The following is a 17,010-nucleotide window of genomic DNA, read 5'->3' on the forward strand; positions in this document are numbered from 1 at the left end:
TTACGCTCCACGCTTCCTCCCCACGGTCGGTCGCCCTTCCGCAGTTGCGCTTCACTTCGCTCGCTGTGGCCAGCTCACGGGAGGACTTGCACCTCCAGGAGTGCGCCCGTGCCGGGCGCACAAAAAAGCCGCCCCGAGGGGCGGCTTTTTCACTTCCGGAACCTGAAATCAGGCGCCGAAATCGGTCGGCTGCTCGCCTTCCTTCACTTCCTTCATGGACAGCTTCACGCGACCGCGGTTGTCCACATCCAGCACCTTGACCAGAACTTCCTGACCTTCGCTGAGCTCGTCAGTGACGTTCTCGATGCGACGCTCGGCGATCTGGGAGATGTGCACCAGACCGTCTTTGCCCGGCAGGATGTTGACGAAGGCGCCAAAGTCGACGATCCGCGCCACGGTGCCCTTGTAGATGGCACCCACTTCGATTTCCGCGGTGATTTCCATCACGCGCTTCTGGGCCGCCTGGGCCGCGGCCTGGTTGTCGGCGTAGATCTTGACGTTGCCGTCGTCGTCCAGGTCGATGGACGCGCCGGTTTCGTCGCAGATCGAACGGATCACGGAGCCACCCTTACCGATCACGTCGCGGATCTTGTCCGGATGGATCTTCATGCTGGTGATGCTCGGCGCGCGGTCAGACAGGGTCGAGCGCGGCTCGGAGATGACCTTGGCCATTTCACCCAGGATGTGCTGACGTGCCGCGTAGGCCTGCTGCAGGGCGATTTCCATGATCTCTTCGGTGATGCCGTTGATCTTGATGTCCATCTGCAGCGCCGTGACGCCTTCAGCGGTACCGGCCACCTTGAAGTCCATGTCGCCCAGGTGATCCTCGTCACCCAGGATGTCGGTCAGGACGGCGAACTGGTCACCTTCCTTGACCAGACCCATGGCAATACCGGCCACCGGTGCCTTGATCGGCACACCGGCGTCCATCAGCGCCAGGCTGGAACCACAGACAGAGGCCATGGAGCTGGAACCGTTGGATTCGGTGATCTCGGATACCGCACGGATGGTGTACGGGAATTCTTCGATGGTCGGCATGACCGCCGCAACACCGCGCTTGGCCAGACGGCCGTGACCGATTTCACGACGGCCCGGCGCGCCAACGCGACCGGTCTCACCAACGCTGTAAGGAGGGAAGTTGTAGTGGAACAGGAACGGATCCTTTTTCTCACCTTCCAGCGCGTCGATGATCTGCATGTCACGGGCGGTACCCAGCGTGGTGGTCACGATGGCCTGGGTCTCGCCACGGGTGAACAGCGCAGAACCGTGGGTGCTCGGCAGAACGCCCACTTCGATTTCGATCGGACGGACAGTCTTGTTGTCACGACCGTCGATCCGCGGTTTGCCTTCGATCACCTGGCGACGAACGATGGACTTCTCCAGCTTGCCGAAGTAAGACTTCACTTCCGCTTCGTCAGGCTGACCGTCTTCGTCACCCGCCAGTTTCTCGATGGCCTGGGTACGGATCTCGCCCAGACGGGTGTAGCGTTCCATCTTGTCGCGGATGCCGTAGGCTTCGGTGATGGCGTCGGAGAACTCGCCTTTCAGGGCTTCGGCCAGTTGGCTGTTCACCGCAACCGGCTGCCAGTCCCAGCGCGGATGACCGGCTTCAGCGGCCAGCTCGCGGATGGCCGTCACGGCGGTCTGCATTTCCTGGTGAGCGAACAGGACCGCACCCAGCATCTGGTCTTCGGTCAGGCCCTGGGCTTCGGATTCCACCATCAGGACGGCGTCTTCGGTACCCGCCACAACCATGTCCAGCCTGGAGTTTTCCAGCTGTTCGAAGGTCGGGTTCAGGAAGTAACCGTCTTCGTCGGTGTAGCCCACGCGGGACGCACCAACCGGGCCGTCAAACGGCACGCCGGACAGGGCCAGCGCCGCAGAGGCCGCCAGCATGCCGGCGATATCCGGATCCTGGTTCTTGCTGGAGGACATGACGGTACAGATAACCTGCACTTCGTTCATGAAACCGTTCGGGAACAGCGGGCGGATCGGACGGTCGATCAGACGCGAGGTCAGCGTTTCCTTCTCGGACGGACGGCCTTCGCGCTTGAAGAAACCACCCGGAATCTTACCGACTGCGTAGGTCTTCTCGAAGTAGTTCACGGTCAGCGGGAAGAAAGGCTGGCCCGGCTTCGCTTCTTTCGCGGCAACCACGGTACCCAGTACGGAGATGTCGTCGATGGTCACCAGGACGGAGCCGGTGGCCTGACGTGCGATGCGGCCGGTTTCAAGCGTGACCGTCTTGCCGCCCAGTTCAAATGATTTCTTTACCGGATTCACGGTAACTCCTTACTCTTCTTGGCATATTCCGGTTCCCTGCGGGAACCCCTGTGATCTCCACCACAGGACCGAAACTCTGGACTTACCGGACTGAAAGCTAACAGGCTGTTGAAAGGCGTCACCGGGCGGCAGGGGCGACTTTCAACAACCTGCTATTGTTCGGGCTTTCATCACCGACCGGTTTGTCGGTAAAGCTCTGGCATCCTGTTGTGGTTCATATGTGCCGGCAGGACTGACAGACCTGACAACCCACTCGACGACACCGGTCGTTCCCGTGAGTCTTTCAGGCCGACAGCGTCGGCATTGTTCCGGTCATCCCCTCGTTGTGTCGAGACGGACATCCGGCACACTGTTGAGACAGTGTAGACGGGCGAGAGATCCTGCCCGGAGAGCCTGAACCCTCCCGGCAGATCCGGTACCCGCCCTGCTTCGGCCATCGATACGGCTGACGACCGAAAACGGGACTGCGATACCGGTTCAGAGCACGACGTGATCGTCGATCAACGACGCAGACCAAGACGCTGGATCAGGTCCAGGTAACGATCGGCGTTTTTCTTCTTCAGGTAGTCCAGCAGCTTACGACGCTGGTTAACCATCCGAATCAGACCGCGGCGGGAATGGTGATCCTGCTTGTTGGTCTTGAAGTGATTCTGCAGCTTGTCGATGTTGGCGCTCAGCAGTGCAACCTGAACTTCAGGAGAACCGGTATCACCTTCACCTTGCTGAAAATCGTTGACGATCTGTGACTTCTCTGCGGCAGACAGTGCCATAACTCACCTCACTATTTGCGATGCCATTGAATTCGGCCGGACCGCGCATCTCTACAGCCCGGCTAGAGCCTGACACCGGAGTGTTCAGGCCTGCTTTACCAGACGCCGGGGTGCAACCCGATCGTCCGGTAACTGCTCACCCAACCCAAGGAACTGGTCGCCTCCGTAGAGACGCACCCACCCGGGCGGATGACCCGTCATTTTAACGGGTTGTCCGTTCAATATCGATACAATCTGTGCGTCCTGCAGCAGAATTTTCGGAAATTCCGTAAGCGCCGCATCGACCGGCACCAGCAGCGGGTCCAGAGATTCCCCGGCCTCCCGGCGTGCTTCCAGTTCGGCCACATCCAGGGCCTGGTCCAGGTCGAACCCGGCCGCCTTCGTCCGGCGCAACTGCGTGACGTGGGCGCCACAGCCCAACGCCTCGCCGATGTCTTCCACCAGCGAGCGGATGTAGGTGCCTTTGCTGCAGGTGACGGCAATGTCGAAATTCTCGCCATCGAAAGCGAGCAGCGTCAACTCATGGATGGTGACCGGGCGGGCCGGACGTTCGATCTCGATGCCTTCGCGGGCGTACTCATACAGCGGGCGCCCCTTGTGCTTGAGCGCCGAGTACATGGACGGAACCTGCTCAATATCGCCACGGAACCGTGGCAACACGGCTTCGAGGGCCGCCTGATCCAAGCCTTCCGGCAATGGCTTTTCCGCCATGACGTTGCCGTCACTGTCACCGCTGTCGGTCACGATACCCAGACGGCCCCGGGCCACATACGACTTGTCGCTGTCGAGCATCAGCTGGGAGAACTTGGTGGCCTCGCCGAAGCACAGGGGCAGGACACCGGTCGCCAGCGGATCAAGACTGCCGGTGTGACCGGCCTTGGCAGCACCGTACAGGCGCTTGACCTGCTGTAGCACCGCGTTCGACGTGACCCCCTGGGGTTTGTCGATCACCAGGATGCCGTTAACGTCACGGCCACGTCGACGCCGACTCAATCCTCGCGCTCCCCGCCGTCATCCGATCCATCGACGGCCGGCTTCTTGCCCACCGCCTGGTCGATCAGGCTGTCGATACGGCGACTCTGGCCACCCAGGGTGTCGAAATGGAAACGCAGCTGGGGAATCACCCGCAGCTTCATGGCGCGCCCCAACTGGCTGCGCAGGAAACCGGCCGCTTTACGCAGCACGCCCAGGGAATCCTGGACGGCGGGATCCTGCTCGGTCAGCTCCTCGGTGGTCAGCAGCGACACGTAGACATCGGCATACCCCAGATCGCGACTGACCTTGACCGCATTGACGGTGACCATACCCAGACGCGGATCCTTGATCTCGCGCTGGACCATCACGGCCAGCTCCTTCTGGATCTGGTCCGCAACCCGCTCAACACGACTGAACTCTTTTGGCATTGTTACGCCCTGTCATTTGCGAGGCGTTTCAACACGCCTCCTGTCGGGGCCATTTAATGGCCCCTCTGAATGCACGGCGCCCCGGGAGTCCGGGGCGCCAGTCTGCTTGGGTCGTGAGCTTGAGCCGGAATCAGCTTTCCAGCTTGCGCTCGACCTTCACTCGGTCAAACACCTCGATCTGGTCGCCGACCTTCACGTCATAGCCCTTAACACCGATACCGCACTCGATGCCCTTCTTGACTTCCTGGACGTCGTCCTTGAAGCGGCGCAGGGACTCGAGCTCACCCTCGAAGATGACCACGTTATCCCGCAGGACGCGGATCGGCTTGTTCCGGTAGACCGTACCCTCGGTCACCATACAGCCAGCCACCTGGCCGAACTTCGGCGAACGGAACACGTCGCGCACATCGGCGATGCCCACGATGTCTTCGCGGAACTCCGGTGCCAGCATGCCGGTCAGGGCCGCGCGGACATCATCGATCATGTTGTAGATGATGCTGTAGTAACGCAGGTCCACACCTTCCTGCTCGACCAGACGCTTGGCGGAAGCATCCGCACGCACGTTGAAGCCAAACAGGACCGAGCCGGTTGCCAGCGCCAGGCTGACGTCGGTTTCGGCGATACCACCGACACCGGAGGACACGATCTTGACCTGGACTTCCTCGTTGCCGATGTCCAGCAGCGCCTTGGTGATGGCTTCCAGGGAACCCCGAACGTCGGTCTTGAGCACGACATTGAGGGTTTTGACCTCGTCTTTGCCCATGTTCTCGAACAGGTTCTCCAGCTTCGCCGCCTGCTGGCGCTGCAGACGCTGTTCGCGTTCGCGCTTCTGACGGAACTCGGCCAGTTCTTTGGCCTTACGCTCGTCCGCCACGACGAAGAATTCGTCGCCGGCGTCCGGTGTGCCGTTCAGACCCAGGATTTCCACCGGGATCGACGGTCCGGCTTCCTTCACCTGATCACCGGCTTCGTTCATCATCGCCCGGACCTTACCGAAGTAGGCGCCGGCCACGACCATGTCGCCCTGACGAACGGTACCGTTCTGAACCAGGATAGTCGCCACGGAACCACGACCTTTCTCCAGGCTGGATTCCACCACCACACCGGCACCCGGTGCTGTTGGCACGGCTTCCAGTTCCAGGATTTCAGACTGGAGCAGAACCGCTTCCAGCAGGTCGTCGATGCCCTGGCCGGAATGCGCCGAGACCGGCACGAACTGGACATCACCGCCCCAGTCTTCCGGGATCACGTCCATACCCGCCAGTTCGGTCTTGATGCGATCCGGATCCGCCTGTTCCTTGTCCATCTTGTTGATGGCCACGACCAGCGGTACGCCGGCTGAACGGGCGTGATCGACCGCTTCCTTGGTTTGCGGCATAACGCCGTCGTCGGCCGCGACCACCAGGATAACGATATCCGTACTCTGGGCACCGCGTGCCCGCATGGCAGTAAACGCCGCGTGGCCCGGGGTATCCAGGAAGGTGATCATGCCCTGGCCGGTCTCGACGTGGTAAGCCCCGATGTGCTGGGTAATACCACCGGATTCGCCGGCCGCAACCTTGGTACGGCGAATGTGGTCCAGCAGCGAGGTCTTGCCGTGGTCGACGTGGCCCATGACACTGATAACGGGCGCGCGCTTGACCTTTTCACCCTCGAAGGAAATCTCGCTGAGCACTTCCTCTTCGAAGGCGTCTTCGCTGACGGTCTTGGGTTTGTGGCCCAGCTCTTCAGTCACCAGTACGGCGGTTTCCTGATCCAGGGCCTGGTTGATCGTTGCCATAACGCCCATACCCATCAGGGTCTTGATGACGTCAGCGGACTTGACGGCCATCCGCTGGGCCAGATCGCCCACCGTGATGGTTTCCGGAATTTCGACTTCACGCACCATTGGCTTGGTCGGCTTCTCAAATCCATGCCGCTTCTGCTTGGGCTTTTTCTTCGCCCGCAGCGGCTTGCGCAGAGTGGTATCGTCCTCGTCGTCACTCAGGGTAACGGGCTCTACAGGACGATTGCGGGGTCCACGGTGACCCGCGGACTTCTTCTTCGGCTTGCCGTCCTCGGCATCGTCGGCACGCTCGCGCGTCTTTTCCTTCTTCTTCTTGGCCTTGCGGTCTTTGCCATTGTCGGCGTCTGGCGCCGGCATGGGCACCTCGTCCGCCGGCTCGGCAGCCACCGGCTCCTCGTCCGGGGCTTCCGGCTCCGGCGTGACCGGCTCTTCGGCCGCGGGTGCCTGTTCGGCACCCTGCTTCGGCTTGGCGGCCTCTTCAGCAGCCGGAGCGGCCTCTTCCGCCGGCTTCGCCGGAGTGGCTTCAGGCGCGGACGGCGCTTCGGCGACCGGCTGTTCGACTGGCGCGGATTCAACCGGAGCCTCTTCCTGCTCCGCTTGCGGCGTTTCGCGCTTGATGTAGGTCCGCTTCTTGCGGACTTCCACGTTCACTGTCTTGGCACGCCCTGCGCCGCTTCCGGCTTTCAGGGTGGTCGTGGTCTTACGCTTGAGCGTGATCTTGCGCGGTTCGGCATCGGCTTCGCCGTGATTCTTGCGCAGGAATGCCAGCAGTTGCTGCTTTTCGTCACTGCTGACGGCATCATTCTCAGAACGGGCTTTCAGGCCAGCCTCTACGATCTGGCGCAGCAAGCGATCCACGGGAGCGCCTACATCATCGGCCAGCTGTTTTACAGTTACTTCAGCCATACTGGTCCTCCTCTCCCGATTATTCCTGGTCCTGGAACCAGGGCGCACGTGCGGTCATGATCAACTGGCCCGCGCGCTCTTCATCCATATCTTCGATGTCCATGAGATCGTCGACAGACTGCTCTGCCAGGTCATCCATGGTCCGCACTCCCATGCCGGCCAGCTTGAAAGCCAGCGCGCGATCCATGCCTTCCATGTCCAGCAGGTCCTGGGCAGGCTCATTGCCCTCCAGGGCCTCTTCGCTGGCCAGGGCCTGGTTCAGCAGGCGATCCTTGGCGCGACGACGCAGTTCGGTCACGGTGTCTTCATCGAAACCTTCGATGGCCAGCATCTCATCCATGGGCACGTATGCGACTTCTTCCAGCGTGGTGAAGCCTTCTTCGATCAGGACGCCGGCCAGCTCCTCATCGACATCGAGGTTATCGGTGAAGTGATTCAGCAGACGGTTGAATTCCTGCTCCTGACGTTCACCGGCCTCTTCCTCGGTCATGACATTGAGTGTCCAGCCGGTCAGCTCACTGGCCAGCCGTACGTTCTGGCCATTACGGCCGATGGCCTGGGCCAGGTTGTCCTCGGCGACGGCCACTTCCATGGTCTGGCGATCTTCGTCCATCACGATGGAGGCCACTTCCGCGGGCGCCATGGCGTTGATCACCAGCTGCGCCGGGTTGTCGTCCCACAGGACGATGTCCACTCGCTCACCGCCCAGTTCGTTGGATACCGCCTGCACGCGCGAACCGCGCATACCGACACAGGCACCCACCGGATCGATACGACGGTCGTTGGTCTTAACGGCGATCTTGGCCCGGGAGCCCGGATCGCGCGCGGCACCGCGGATTTCGATCAGGTCTTCGGCGATCTCCGGCACCTCGATACGGAACAGCTCGATCAGCATGGCCGGGTTGGTACGGCTGAGGATCAGCTGCGGCCCGCGATGATCGGTGCGGATTTCCAACAGAAGCGCCCGAACCCGGTCGCCCATGCGGAACGTCTCGCGCGGGATCAGCTGGTCGCGGGGCAGCAACGCCTCGGCATTGGCACCGAGATCGACGATCACATTGTCGCGGGTGACCTTCTTGACGGTACCGGATACCAGTTCACCGACCCGGTCGCGGTAGCTGTCGACGATCTTGGTGCGCTCGGCTTCACGGACCTTCTGGAAGATGATCTGTTTGGCCGCCTGGGCACCAATGCGACCAAAGGCCACCGATTCCACCTTCTCTTCATGCATGTCGCCCGGCTGGAGCTTGTCGTCAATCTCCTCGGCTTCCTGCATGGTCAGCTCGGTACCGAGCGCCGGCACGGCTTCGTTGTCCACCACCAGCCAGCGACGGAAGGTTTCGTAGTCGCCGGTTTTGCGGTCGATCTGGACGCGGATATCCGCTTCCTCGTCTTCGTAACGTTTCTTGGCTGCTGTCGCCAGGGCAAGTTCGATGGCCTCGAAAATGACCTCTTTTTCCACTCCCTTCTCGTTGGAGACGGCTTCAACTACCAGCAAGATCTCTTTACTCATCAGATTGCCCTGCCCTTAACCCTTAGACTTGCAGTCAAACGAATCACTCAAAAACCGGAACGATGTGGGCTTTCTCGATACTGTCGACGGGAAGCAGATACTCATGCTCGTCGACAATCACGACGACATCGCTTCCTTCAACACCTTTGAGGAGCCCTTCGAATTTGCGACGTCCTTCGAACGCCATACGCAGGCGGATTTTGACCATGTGCCCGGCCCAGGCCGCATACTGCTCCAGTCGGAACAGCGGCCGGTCCATACCGGGCGAGGAAACTTCGAGGGTGTACTCGGTCTGGATCGGATCCTCGACATCCAGCACACCGCTGACCTGCCGACTGACCGTTTCACAGTCCTCGACGCTGATGCCGTTTTCGGCATCATCAATAAAGATCCGGAGCATTGACTTGTGGCCCTGAGACCGAAATTCAATCCCCCAGCAGTTATATCCCAGTCCTTCAATGACCGGCACCAGGATGTCTTCGAGTTGCTTTACCTTGGCTGACAAGTTGCTGTCATCTCCACTATTCGGGCGATATTGAGCGGTCAAGCCGTTTTCAATGCCGCCTTTACATGTCGCACAAACAAAAAAAGGGCCTGTTAATCAGCCCTTTTTCGTACAATCGGGCCCATGCGCCAGGCCCCTGAACCAAAAGGCCCCAGATAACGCGGGGCCTCCTGAAGTCGTTACGTGCCAGAGAACATCAACATTACGCTTCTCTGCCGACAGACACCTGGCCTGCCTGAGCGGGACCGGACGCAGCCGATACCCACTGCAATAATCGCCGGAGTATAAGGACGCCGACAACACTGGTCAAGGACTGACCAAAAAAAACGGCTTGGTATTCCAAGCCGTTTCTAATAATGGTGCCGAAGGCCGGACTCGAACCGGCACGGCTTACGCCACTACCCCCTCAAGATAGCGTGTCTACCAGTTCCACCACTTCGGCAACAACCTTACTCAAGCTCGGGCAGCGAGGAATCACCGCTGCCGGCTTCAGAACCTTCACTCTGGGCAGCGCTGCCTGACGCATCAGACGCTTCGTCGCCCTTGGCCGCCGGAGCGTCGTTCTGCTCGTCGGCTGCCTGTTTTTCCTGCGCCGCGGCCGGCGCCTGCTGAACTGTCGGGATGCCTGCCTCGCCCGCCACTTCGGCGCGCTGCTTGGCAAACACAGCCAGCGTAAAACTCGTCACAAAGAACAGGATCGCCAGAAAGGTGGTCACGCGCGTCAGGAAGCTGCCGCTACCCTGGCTACCAAACACGGTCTGGGAGGCGCCACCACCAAAGGCTGCACCGGCATCGGCGCCCTTGCCCTGCTGGATCAGGACCAGGCCCACCAGCGCCACCGCAATCACGACGTGCGCTACGACAACCAGTGTTTCAATCCAATCCATATCAAACTCTCTTAAATCGCCTTGCAGATGGCGAGGAAATCCGATGCCTTCAAAGAAGCACCGCCAATCAAGCCGCCGTCTATATCGGGCTGAGCAAACAATTCTTTGGCGTTGTCCGGCTTAACGCTACCACCGTACAACAGCGTCATGTCCTGTGCCGGAGCCCCCATCTCGCTCAGCTGCGAGCGCATGGCCTGATGCACGGCCTGGGCGTCTTCCGACGTTGCTGTCTTGCCCGTTCCGATCGCCCAGACCGGCTCATAGGCCACAACAACCTGCTTCCACTGTTCTCCGGAAACGTCTTTGAGCGCTTCCCGAAGTTGGGCACTGACCACTTCAACCGCCAGCCCCGCTTCTCTTTGCGTCAGCGTTTCACCAACACAAAGGATAATCTGCACGCCGGCCGCAATACCCTGACCGACCTTTTCGGCAATAACCGCATCGGATTCACCGAAGAGCTGCCGACGCTCTGAATGACCGACGACGGCGTAACCGCAACCGACATCCGCAGCCATTTTCCCGGAAATTTCGCCGGTATAAGCGCCGAATTCCCAGGCGGCGATGTTCTGCACGCCAACCTGGGCAACCCCATCGAGAAGCTGCTGAACGCTTGCGACATAGAGAGCGGGAGGAATGATAACAACCTCCGCTTCATTATCAAGCGCGGCAATGCCTTTGCGCACGTCGCCAACCAGTGACTTGGCCAGCTCCTGGGAGCCGTTCATTTTCCAGTTGGCTGCTACAATCCTGCGTCGCATCAACAACCCTCATTTCAAGGGAGGGCGCACTATACAGCAGTCCGTCAACGGACACAACCGATGGCACACCCCCGGATAATTTTCAGACGGATGGGGAGGATTTCACCACGCCTGCCAGTTTTTCAGCCCACTGCCGCATTTCGGATTCATCCTGGCCTTCGGTCATGACCCGGATCAACGGCTCGGTTCCGGAGGCCCGCAGCAATACGCGTCCGGTCGCCCCCATGGAGGCCTCGGCCGCCTTCACCGCTTCCGCGATGTCCGGCCGGGTCAGCGGGTCAAACCGTTCGTCCACACGCACATTGATCAGCACCTGCGGAAGACGGCTCATCCCCTGTCGCAGCGCCGAAATCGTCTCTCCGGAACGCCAGGCGGCCAGCAGGACCTGCAAGGCCGAGACAATCCCGTCGCCGGTGCTCGTACAATCACGGACCACCAGGTGACCAGAGCCTTCGCCGCCGATCTGCCAATCATTGGCCACCAGTCTTTCCATCACGTAGCGATCGCCCACCTGGGCACGCTCGAACGGAATACCCCGCTCTTTCAGCGCCAGTTCCACTCCGAGGTTCGTCATCAGAGTACCGACCACACCCCCCTGGAGTCGACCCTCGACCTGACGCTGCGACGCGATGATAAACATCAGTTCGTCACCATCGATCATCGAGCCATCGCGATCGATCATCAGGACCCGGTCGCCGTCCCCATCAAAGGCGATCCCCAGATCGGCCTGCTCTTCCAGTACGCGAGCGCGCAAGGCATCGAGATGGGTAGACCCCACCTTGAGGTTGATATTGAGCCCGTCCGGATTGTTGCCGATGACGCTGGTCTTCGCCCCCAGCTCCCGAAAGACCTTGGGCGCCACGTGGTAGGTCGCACCATGGGCGCAATCCAGCACGATGTGCATGCCTTCCAGCGTAAAGGCATTGGGCACCGTGCTCTTGCAGAATTCCACGTAACGTCCGGGCGCATCGTCGATGCGCGACGCCTTGCCCAATTCTCCCGGCGCACAGACCTCGATATCGCGATCCAGCCAGGATTCGATTTCCGCTTCCACGGCGTCGTTCAGTTTGGTGCCCAGCGGCGAGAAGAACTTGATGCCGTTGTCTTCGTGCGGGTTGTGGGACGCGCTGATGACGATGCCCGCCGAGGCCCGGAAGGTCCGGGTCAGATAGGCGATCGCCGGCGTCGGCATGGGCCCCAGCAGGGACACGTCCACACCGGCGGCAGACAGCCCCGCCTCCAGAGCCGACTCGAACATGTAACCGGACAGGCGGGTGTCCTTGCCAATCAGCACCCGGTTGCGCTGGCCATCCTGCTTGAAAGCCTGGCCCGCGGCCCAGCCCAGCTTGAGCATGAAATCCGGCGTGATGGGCGATGTGCCCACATGCCCACGGATGCCATCGGTTCCAAAATATTTGCGCTCGCTCATGCAGTCGCTTCCTTCAGCGCGGACACCACTTTAACGGCATCCACGGTTTCCCTGACATCGTGCACGCGTATAATCGCGGCCCCCTTCATGGCGGCTATTGTCGCGACTGCGAGGCTCGCAGGCAACCGGTCTGCCACATCCCGGCCTGTAATCTGGCCCAGCATGGTCTTGCGCGACATCCCCACCAGCAGCGGATAACCCAGCGCATGCATCTGATCCAGCGCCTCCAGCAATACCAGATTGTGCTCCAGGTTCTTGCCGAAGCCATAACCGGGGTCAAGGATAATCCGCTCTGCCGGGATGCCGGCCTCCCTGGCGACAGCGACCCGGTCCATCAGGAATCGTGACACCTCGGCCACCACGTTGTCGTAATGCGGCGCCTGCTGCATGGTGCCCGGCTCGCCCTGCATGTGCATCAGGCACACGGGGATACCGGCGTCCGCTGCGGCCTGCATCGCACCGTCTTTGGTGAGCGCCCGAATGTCGTTGACCAGACCAGCGCCCAACCGTGCGCTTTCGGTAATCACTTGAGGGGTGCTGGTGTCCACGGAAATGGCCACGTCGAGGCGCTGACTGATCGCCTCGACCACCGGACAGACGCGATCCAGCTCCTCGTCGACGCTGACCGTCGCGGCGCCCGGCCGGGTCGACTCGCCGCCGATATCGATAAACGCCGCGCCTTCCCGCACCAGCTTTTCTGCCTGTGCCAGCGCCGTATCAAGCTGATTGAAACGGCCGCCGTCGGAAAAGGAATCCGGCGTTACATTAACGACGCCCATCACCTGGGGATGGGCGAGGTCGATCTTGTGTCCGGCAAAGTTCATTTCCATCGGCAGCATCCTCTTGTTGATTGGTACGTCGAAGCGCGATCCAAAAACACGCTTCCCACAATGAAAAACGCCGTCCCGCGGGACGGCGCTTGAAGGTCTTTCTATCGCTCGGGACGAACCCGACAGCGTTGGTCAGTGCTCCCCAGCGGGACCACCGATGCCTTCGCCGGGGCGACGACCGGAGTCACCGCTACCGGACGCCGGGCTCGCTGCCGGCGACGCTTCATCGTCCGGCGCATTGCCACCAGCACCCGGGCCATTCCAGCCCTGCGGCGGACGCGGCGTCTTGCCGGCCATGATGTCGTCGATCTGGTAGCGATCGATGGTCTCGTAACGCATCAGCGCGTCGGCCATCATTTCCAGCTTGTCGCGATTCTCGATCAGCAGGTTGCGCGCCGTCTCGTAACAGTCGTCGATGATGGAGCGCACCTCCTCGTCGATTCGCTGGGCCGTTTCCGGCGAGTAGACCGTGTGGCTCTGACCGGCAGAGCGACCCAGGAACGGCTCTTCACTGTCGGTATCGTACTGCAGCGGACCCAGCTTCTCGGACAGCCCCCAGCGCGTCACCATGTTGCGGGCCAGCGATGTGGCACGCTCGATGTCATTGGACGCACCGGTGGTCACACCCTCGAAGCCCAGCGTCAGCTCTTCGGCAATACGGCCGCCGAACAGGCTGCAGATCGAGCTGATCAGATAGCGCTTGGAGTGGCTGTACTTATCCTCTTCCGGCAGGAACATGGTGACACCCAGTGCCCGGCCGCGCGGAATGATACTGACCTTGTACACCGGATCGTGTTCCGGCACGAGACGCCCGACAATCGCGTGACCGGATTCGTGATACGCGGTGTTGAGCTTCTCTTTTTCGTTCATGACCATGGATTTGCGCTCGGCGCCCATCATGATCTTGTCCTTCGCCAGTTCCAGCTCCTCCCCGGAGACCAGGCGCTGGTTACGGCGCGCCGCAAACAGCGCCGCCTCGTTCACCAGGTTGGCCAGATCCGCACCGGAGAAACCGGGCGTACCACGGGCAATCACTTTCGGATCGACGCCGTCGGCCAGCGGCACCTTCTTCAGGTGCACCTTGAGGATCTGTTCGCGACCTATGATGTCCGGCAGGTTGACCACCACCTGACGATCGAAACGGCCCGGGCGCAGCAGCGCCGGATCCAGGACATCCGGACGGTTGGTGGCGGCGATGACGATCACGCCTTCGTTGCCTTCGAAACCGTCCATCTCAACCAGAAGCTGGTTCAGGGTCTGCTCACGCTCATCGTGACCACCGCCCAGGCCAGCCCCCCGGTGACGACCGACCGCGTCGATCTCATCGATGAAGATGATACAGGGGCTCTGCTTCTTGGCCTGCTCGAACATGTCACGGACACGGGAGGCGCCCACGCCCACGAACATTTCCACGAAATCGGAACCGGAGATGGAGAAGAACGGCACCTTGGCTTCACCGGCAATGGCCTTCGCCAACAGTGTTTTACCGGTACCCGGCGGGCCAACCATCAGGACGCCGCGCGGGATGCGACCGCCCAGACGCTGGAACTTGCTCGGATCCCGCAGGAAGTCCACCAACTCCTTGACGTCTTCCTTCGCCTCGTCGACGCCGGCGACATCAGAGAAAGTGGTCTTGATCTGGTCCTCGCTCATCAGGCGAGCCTTGCTCTTGCCGAACGACATGGGGCCTTTGCCGCCACCACCGCCCTGCATCTGTCGCATAAAGAACACGAACAGCGCGATGATGATCAGGATCGGGAACGAAGCGACCAGTAACTGTGTCCAGATGCTCTGACGGTCCGGCTCCTTACCGACAATCTCGACATTGTTGGCAAGCAGATCGTCCATCAGCTTGTTATCCGGCACTTGCGGGCGAATCGTCTGGAAACGGGTGTTGTCTTCACGCACACCCTGGATCTCCAGGCCGTCCACCGTCACCTGCTTGACTTGTCCCTGTTGCACCATCTGTACGAACTGGGAGTAATTGACCTGCTGTCCACTCGTCGTCGGAGAGAAGTTTTGGAAAACCATCAGCAGGACGGCTGCTATGATCAGCCAGAGAACCAGATTTTTAGCCATATCGTTCAAGGATCATCACCTGTGAATGTAAGGGCCACCGCCGGGGCCGCCCCGCAAGAAGATAACCGGATGTCAAGCCGGCAACCCCTTCTACCTCAACCTTACATCAATTGTACGCCCCTTAACTAGGAATGGCGCAGTGTCCGGAGACGACCTGTCGCCGACAGCAACCTATTAGCGAGCGTTTCAGGCGCCACGAAAACCGCGACACACCTGATAGACTTCGCGAGAACGGGACCGGGAAGCTCCCGGCTTGCGACTCACGACGGTCCTGAAATTCGTTTTCATATCCTTGAGCAGGGAATCAAAGCCCTCGCCCTGGAATACCTTTGCCACAAAAACGCCGTCCGGCCTCAGGACCTGCTTGGCCATATCCAGCGCCAGCTCCACCAGATCCATCGCCTTGGGAATATCAACGGCAGGCATACCACTCATATTGGGGGCCATATCCGAAATTACAACGTCGGCACGCGCCTCACCCAGTAAATCCAGCAATTCGTCCAGTACGGACTGCTCCGTGAAATCCCCCTGCAGGAAGTCCACGCCGGCAATCGGATTCATGTCCAGGATGTCACTGGCCACGACCCGACCGTTGTGCCCGATGCGTTCCATTGCCACCTGTGACCAACCGCCCGGCGCCGCACCGAGGTCCACAACCATTTGCCCTGGCTTGAAAAAACGGTCTTTATCGTCCAGTTCAATCAGTTTGTAGCTCGCCCGAGAACGATAACCGTCGACCTGCGAACGTTTGACGTATTCGTCGTCAAAATGCTCTTTCAACCAGCGCTTGCTGGATTTGGAACGCGCCAAATCGAACCTCCAGTAACAGACAGGGCGGCGGAAACGCTAAAATGCCCGAAGTTACCCTGCCTAATAATACGTAGTGACAGCGATTCACCGCCCGCAGGCGTGCTGCTACAATTCGTCGATTATACGGGATCGGCGCAGTGACTGCCGCCCGACATTTTAAATCGTACTGATAAAGAGACTGAATTATGAGCCTGTCGCCCGAACAACGGCGCGCCTATCGCGCCATAGCCCATCACCTGAAGCCGGTCGTGATTATCGGCGACAAGGGGCTGAGCGAAGGCCTGCAACAGGAGCTGGATCGCGCCCTGAATGATCACGAGCTGATCAAGGTGAAAATTGCCAGCCCGGATCGCGATGAGCGCCAGGCGGCGATTGAGGCGGTCTGCCAGGAAGCCGGCGCGGAACTGGTGCAGATGATCGGCAAGAACGCCGTCATCCTGCGTCGGGCTGAGAAACCCAATCCCAAGCTGTCGAACCTTCAACGCTACAAGGATTGATCACCAGGACCTTTCGGGATTCGGGACACAAAAAAGCCGGCTGACGCCGGCTTTTTTGCATTCAGGCCAGCGATCAAAGATGCTCAACGGCCTCGATTTCATACTCAACGGTGCCGGAAGGCACACGAACGGCAACCACGTCACCTTCGTTCTTGCCGATCAGGGCACGGGCGATCGGTGACGTAACGGACAGCTTGCCCGCCTTGATATCCGCCTCATCCTCGCCGCAGATCTGGTACTGGACTTCCTCGTCCGTATCGACGTTGATCAGCTTGACGGTCACACCGAAGATCACCTTACCGGTGTTATCCATCTTGGTAACGTCAATGATCTGGGCGGCAGACAGTTTGGATTCGATCTCCTGAATCCGGCCTTCGATGAAGCTCTGCTGCTCACGCGCGGCATGGTATTCCGCGTTTTCCTTCAGGTCACCGTGCTCACGGGCCTCGGCAATGGCTTCGATAACGCGGGGGCGATCTTCGCTTTTGAGCTTCTTCAGCTCGGCACGAAGCGCCGCTTCACCGCTCACCGTCATCGGCACTCGATTGTTCATA

15 protein-coding genes and 1 tRNA gene are annotated in these 17,010 nt (G+C 60.4%); 1 reads left to right on the top strand and 15 read right to left on the bottom strand.

The genetic code is table 11. The features are described from left to right. Positions 1-168: 168 nt before the first annotated feature. The 14 genes from pnp to rlmE all read right to left on the bottom strand — a co-directional run bounded on the left by pnp (position 169) and on the right by rlmE (position 15,959). Positions 169-2,283: a polyribonucleotide nucleotidyltransferase gene (gene pnp, locus EB809_RS17415; protein WP_123636120.1), complete on the bottom strand. Its 2,115-nt coding sequence runs from the start codon at positions 2,281-2,283 to the stop codon at positions 169-171. A gap of 500 nt (positions 2,284-2,783) precedes the next feature. Then, positions 2,784-3,053 (bottom strand): 30S ribosomal protein S15, encoded by a 270-nt coding sequence (gene rpsO, locus EB809_RS17420; RefSeq protein ID WP_123636121.1) that lies wholly within the window; start codon positions 3,051-3,053, stop codon positions 2,784-2,786. A gap of 84 nt (positions 3,054-3,137) precedes the next feature. Further along, entirely contained in the window at positions 3,138-4,046 is a 909-nt protein-coding gene (gene truB, locus EB809_RS17425) for a tRNA pseudouridine(55) synthase TruB (RefSeq protein WP_123636122.1), read from the bottom strand. Further along, complete coding sequence (rbfA, locus tag EB809_RS17430) at positions 4,043-4,456, bottom strand: 30S ribosome-binding factor RbfA (protein WP_123636123.1); 414 nt, start codon at positions 4,454-4,456, stop codon at positions 4,043-4,045. The genes truB and rbfA overlap by 4 nt, the downstream gene beginning before the upstream one ends. A 130-nt stretch (positions 4,457-4,586) precedes the next feature. Further along, complete coding sequence (gene infB / locus EB809_RS17435; protein WP_123636124.1) at positions 4,587-7,148, bottom strand: translation initiation factor IF-2; 2,562 nt, start codon at positions 7,146-7,148, stop codon at positions 4,587-4,589. Between the two features lie 19 nt (positions 7,149-7,167). Next, complete coding sequence (gene nusA / locus EB809_RS17440; protein ID WP_123636125.1) at positions 7,168-8,661, bottom strand: transcription termination factor NusA; 1,494 nt, start codon at positions 8,659-8,661, stop codon at positions 7,168-7,170. Between the two features lie 43 nt (positions 8,662-8,704). Beyond that, a complete protein-coding gene (gene rimP / locus EB809_RS17445) occupies positions 8,705-9,166 on the bottom strand; it encodes a ribosome maturation factor RimP (RefSeq protein WP_123636126.1) in 462 nt (153 codons plus the stop codon). Positions 9,167-9,523: 357 nt separating this feature from the next. Beyond that, positions 9,524-9,608: transfer RNA gene (locus tag EB809_RS17450), tRNA-Leu, on the bottom strand. 7 nt (positions 9,609-9,615) lie between these two features. After that, the gene (secG, locus tag EB809_RS17455) at positions 9,616-10,053 is read right to left on the bottom strand and encodes a preprotein translocase subunit SecG (protein WP_123636127.1); all 438 of its coding nucleotides are present in this window, start codon (positions 10,051-10,053) and stop codon (positions 9,616-9,618) included. Between the two features lie 11 nt (positions 10,054-10,064). Further along, positions 10,065-10,811, bottom strand: a complete 747-nt coding sequence (gene tpiA / locus EB809_RS17460) for a triose-phosphate isomerase (protein ID WP_123636128.1) — start codon at positions 10,809-10,811, stop codon at positions 10,065-10,067. 82 nt (positions 10,812-10,893) lie between these two features. Further along, positions 10,894-12,240, bottom strand: a complete 1,347-nt coding sequence (gene glmM, locus EB809_RS17465; RefSeq protein ID WP_123636129.1) for a phosphoglucosamine mutase — start codon at positions 12,238-12,240, stop codon at positions 10,894-10,896. After that, positions 12,237-13,091 carry a dihydropteroate synthase gene (gene folP, locus EB809_RS17470; RefSeq protein ID WP_407944070.1) on the bottom strand — a complete coding sequence of 285 codons (855 nt, stop codon included), beginning with the start codon at positions 13,089-13,091 and terminating at the stop codon, positions 12,237-12,239. Before folP ends, glmM begins: the two co-directional genes overlap by 4 nt. 111 nt (positions 13,092-13,202) lie before the next feature. After that, positions 13,203-15,149, bottom strand: a complete 1,947-nt coding sequence (gene ftsH / locus EB809_RS17475; protein ID WP_123636131.1) for an ATP-dependent zinc metalloprotease FtsH — start codon at positions 15,147-15,149, stop codon at positions 13,203-13,205. A 186-nt stretch (positions 15,150-15,335) separates the two neighbouring features. Beyond that, complete coding sequence (rlmE, locus tag EB809_RS17480) at positions 15,336-15,959, bottom strand: 23S rRNA (uridine(2552)-2'-O)-methyltransferase RlmE (RefSeq protein ID WP_123636132.1); 624 nt, start codon at positions 15,957-15,959, stop codon at positions 15,336-15,338. A 185-nt stretch (positions 15,960-16,144) separates the two neighbouring features. On the opposite strand from rlmE, the gene yhbY reads away from it, so the two are divergent. Continuing rightward, positions 16,145-16,456 carry a ribosome assembly RNA-binding protein YhbY gene (gene yhbY / locus EB809_RS17485; RefSeq protein ID WP_123636133.1) on the top strand — a complete coding sequence of 104 codons (312 nt, stop codon included), beginning with the start codon at positions 16,145-16,147 and terminating at the stop codon, positions 16,454-16,456. A gap of 73 nt (positions 16,457-16,529) precedes the next feature. Here the strand turns inward: yhbY and greA are convergent, their stop codons facing one another. After that, a complete protein-coding gene (greA, locus tag EB809_RS17490) occupies positions 16,530-17,009 on the bottom strand; it encodes a transcription elongation factor GreA (RefSeq protein WP_123636134.1) in 480 nt (159 codons plus the stop codon). Position 17,010: the final 1 nt, after the last annotated feature.

It is taken from the genome of Marinobacter sp. R17, from assembly GCF_003789045.1.
Lineage (GTDB): Bacteria > Pseudomonadota > Gammaproteobacteria > Pseudomonadales > Oleiphilaceae > Marinobacter_A > Marinobacter_A mangrovi.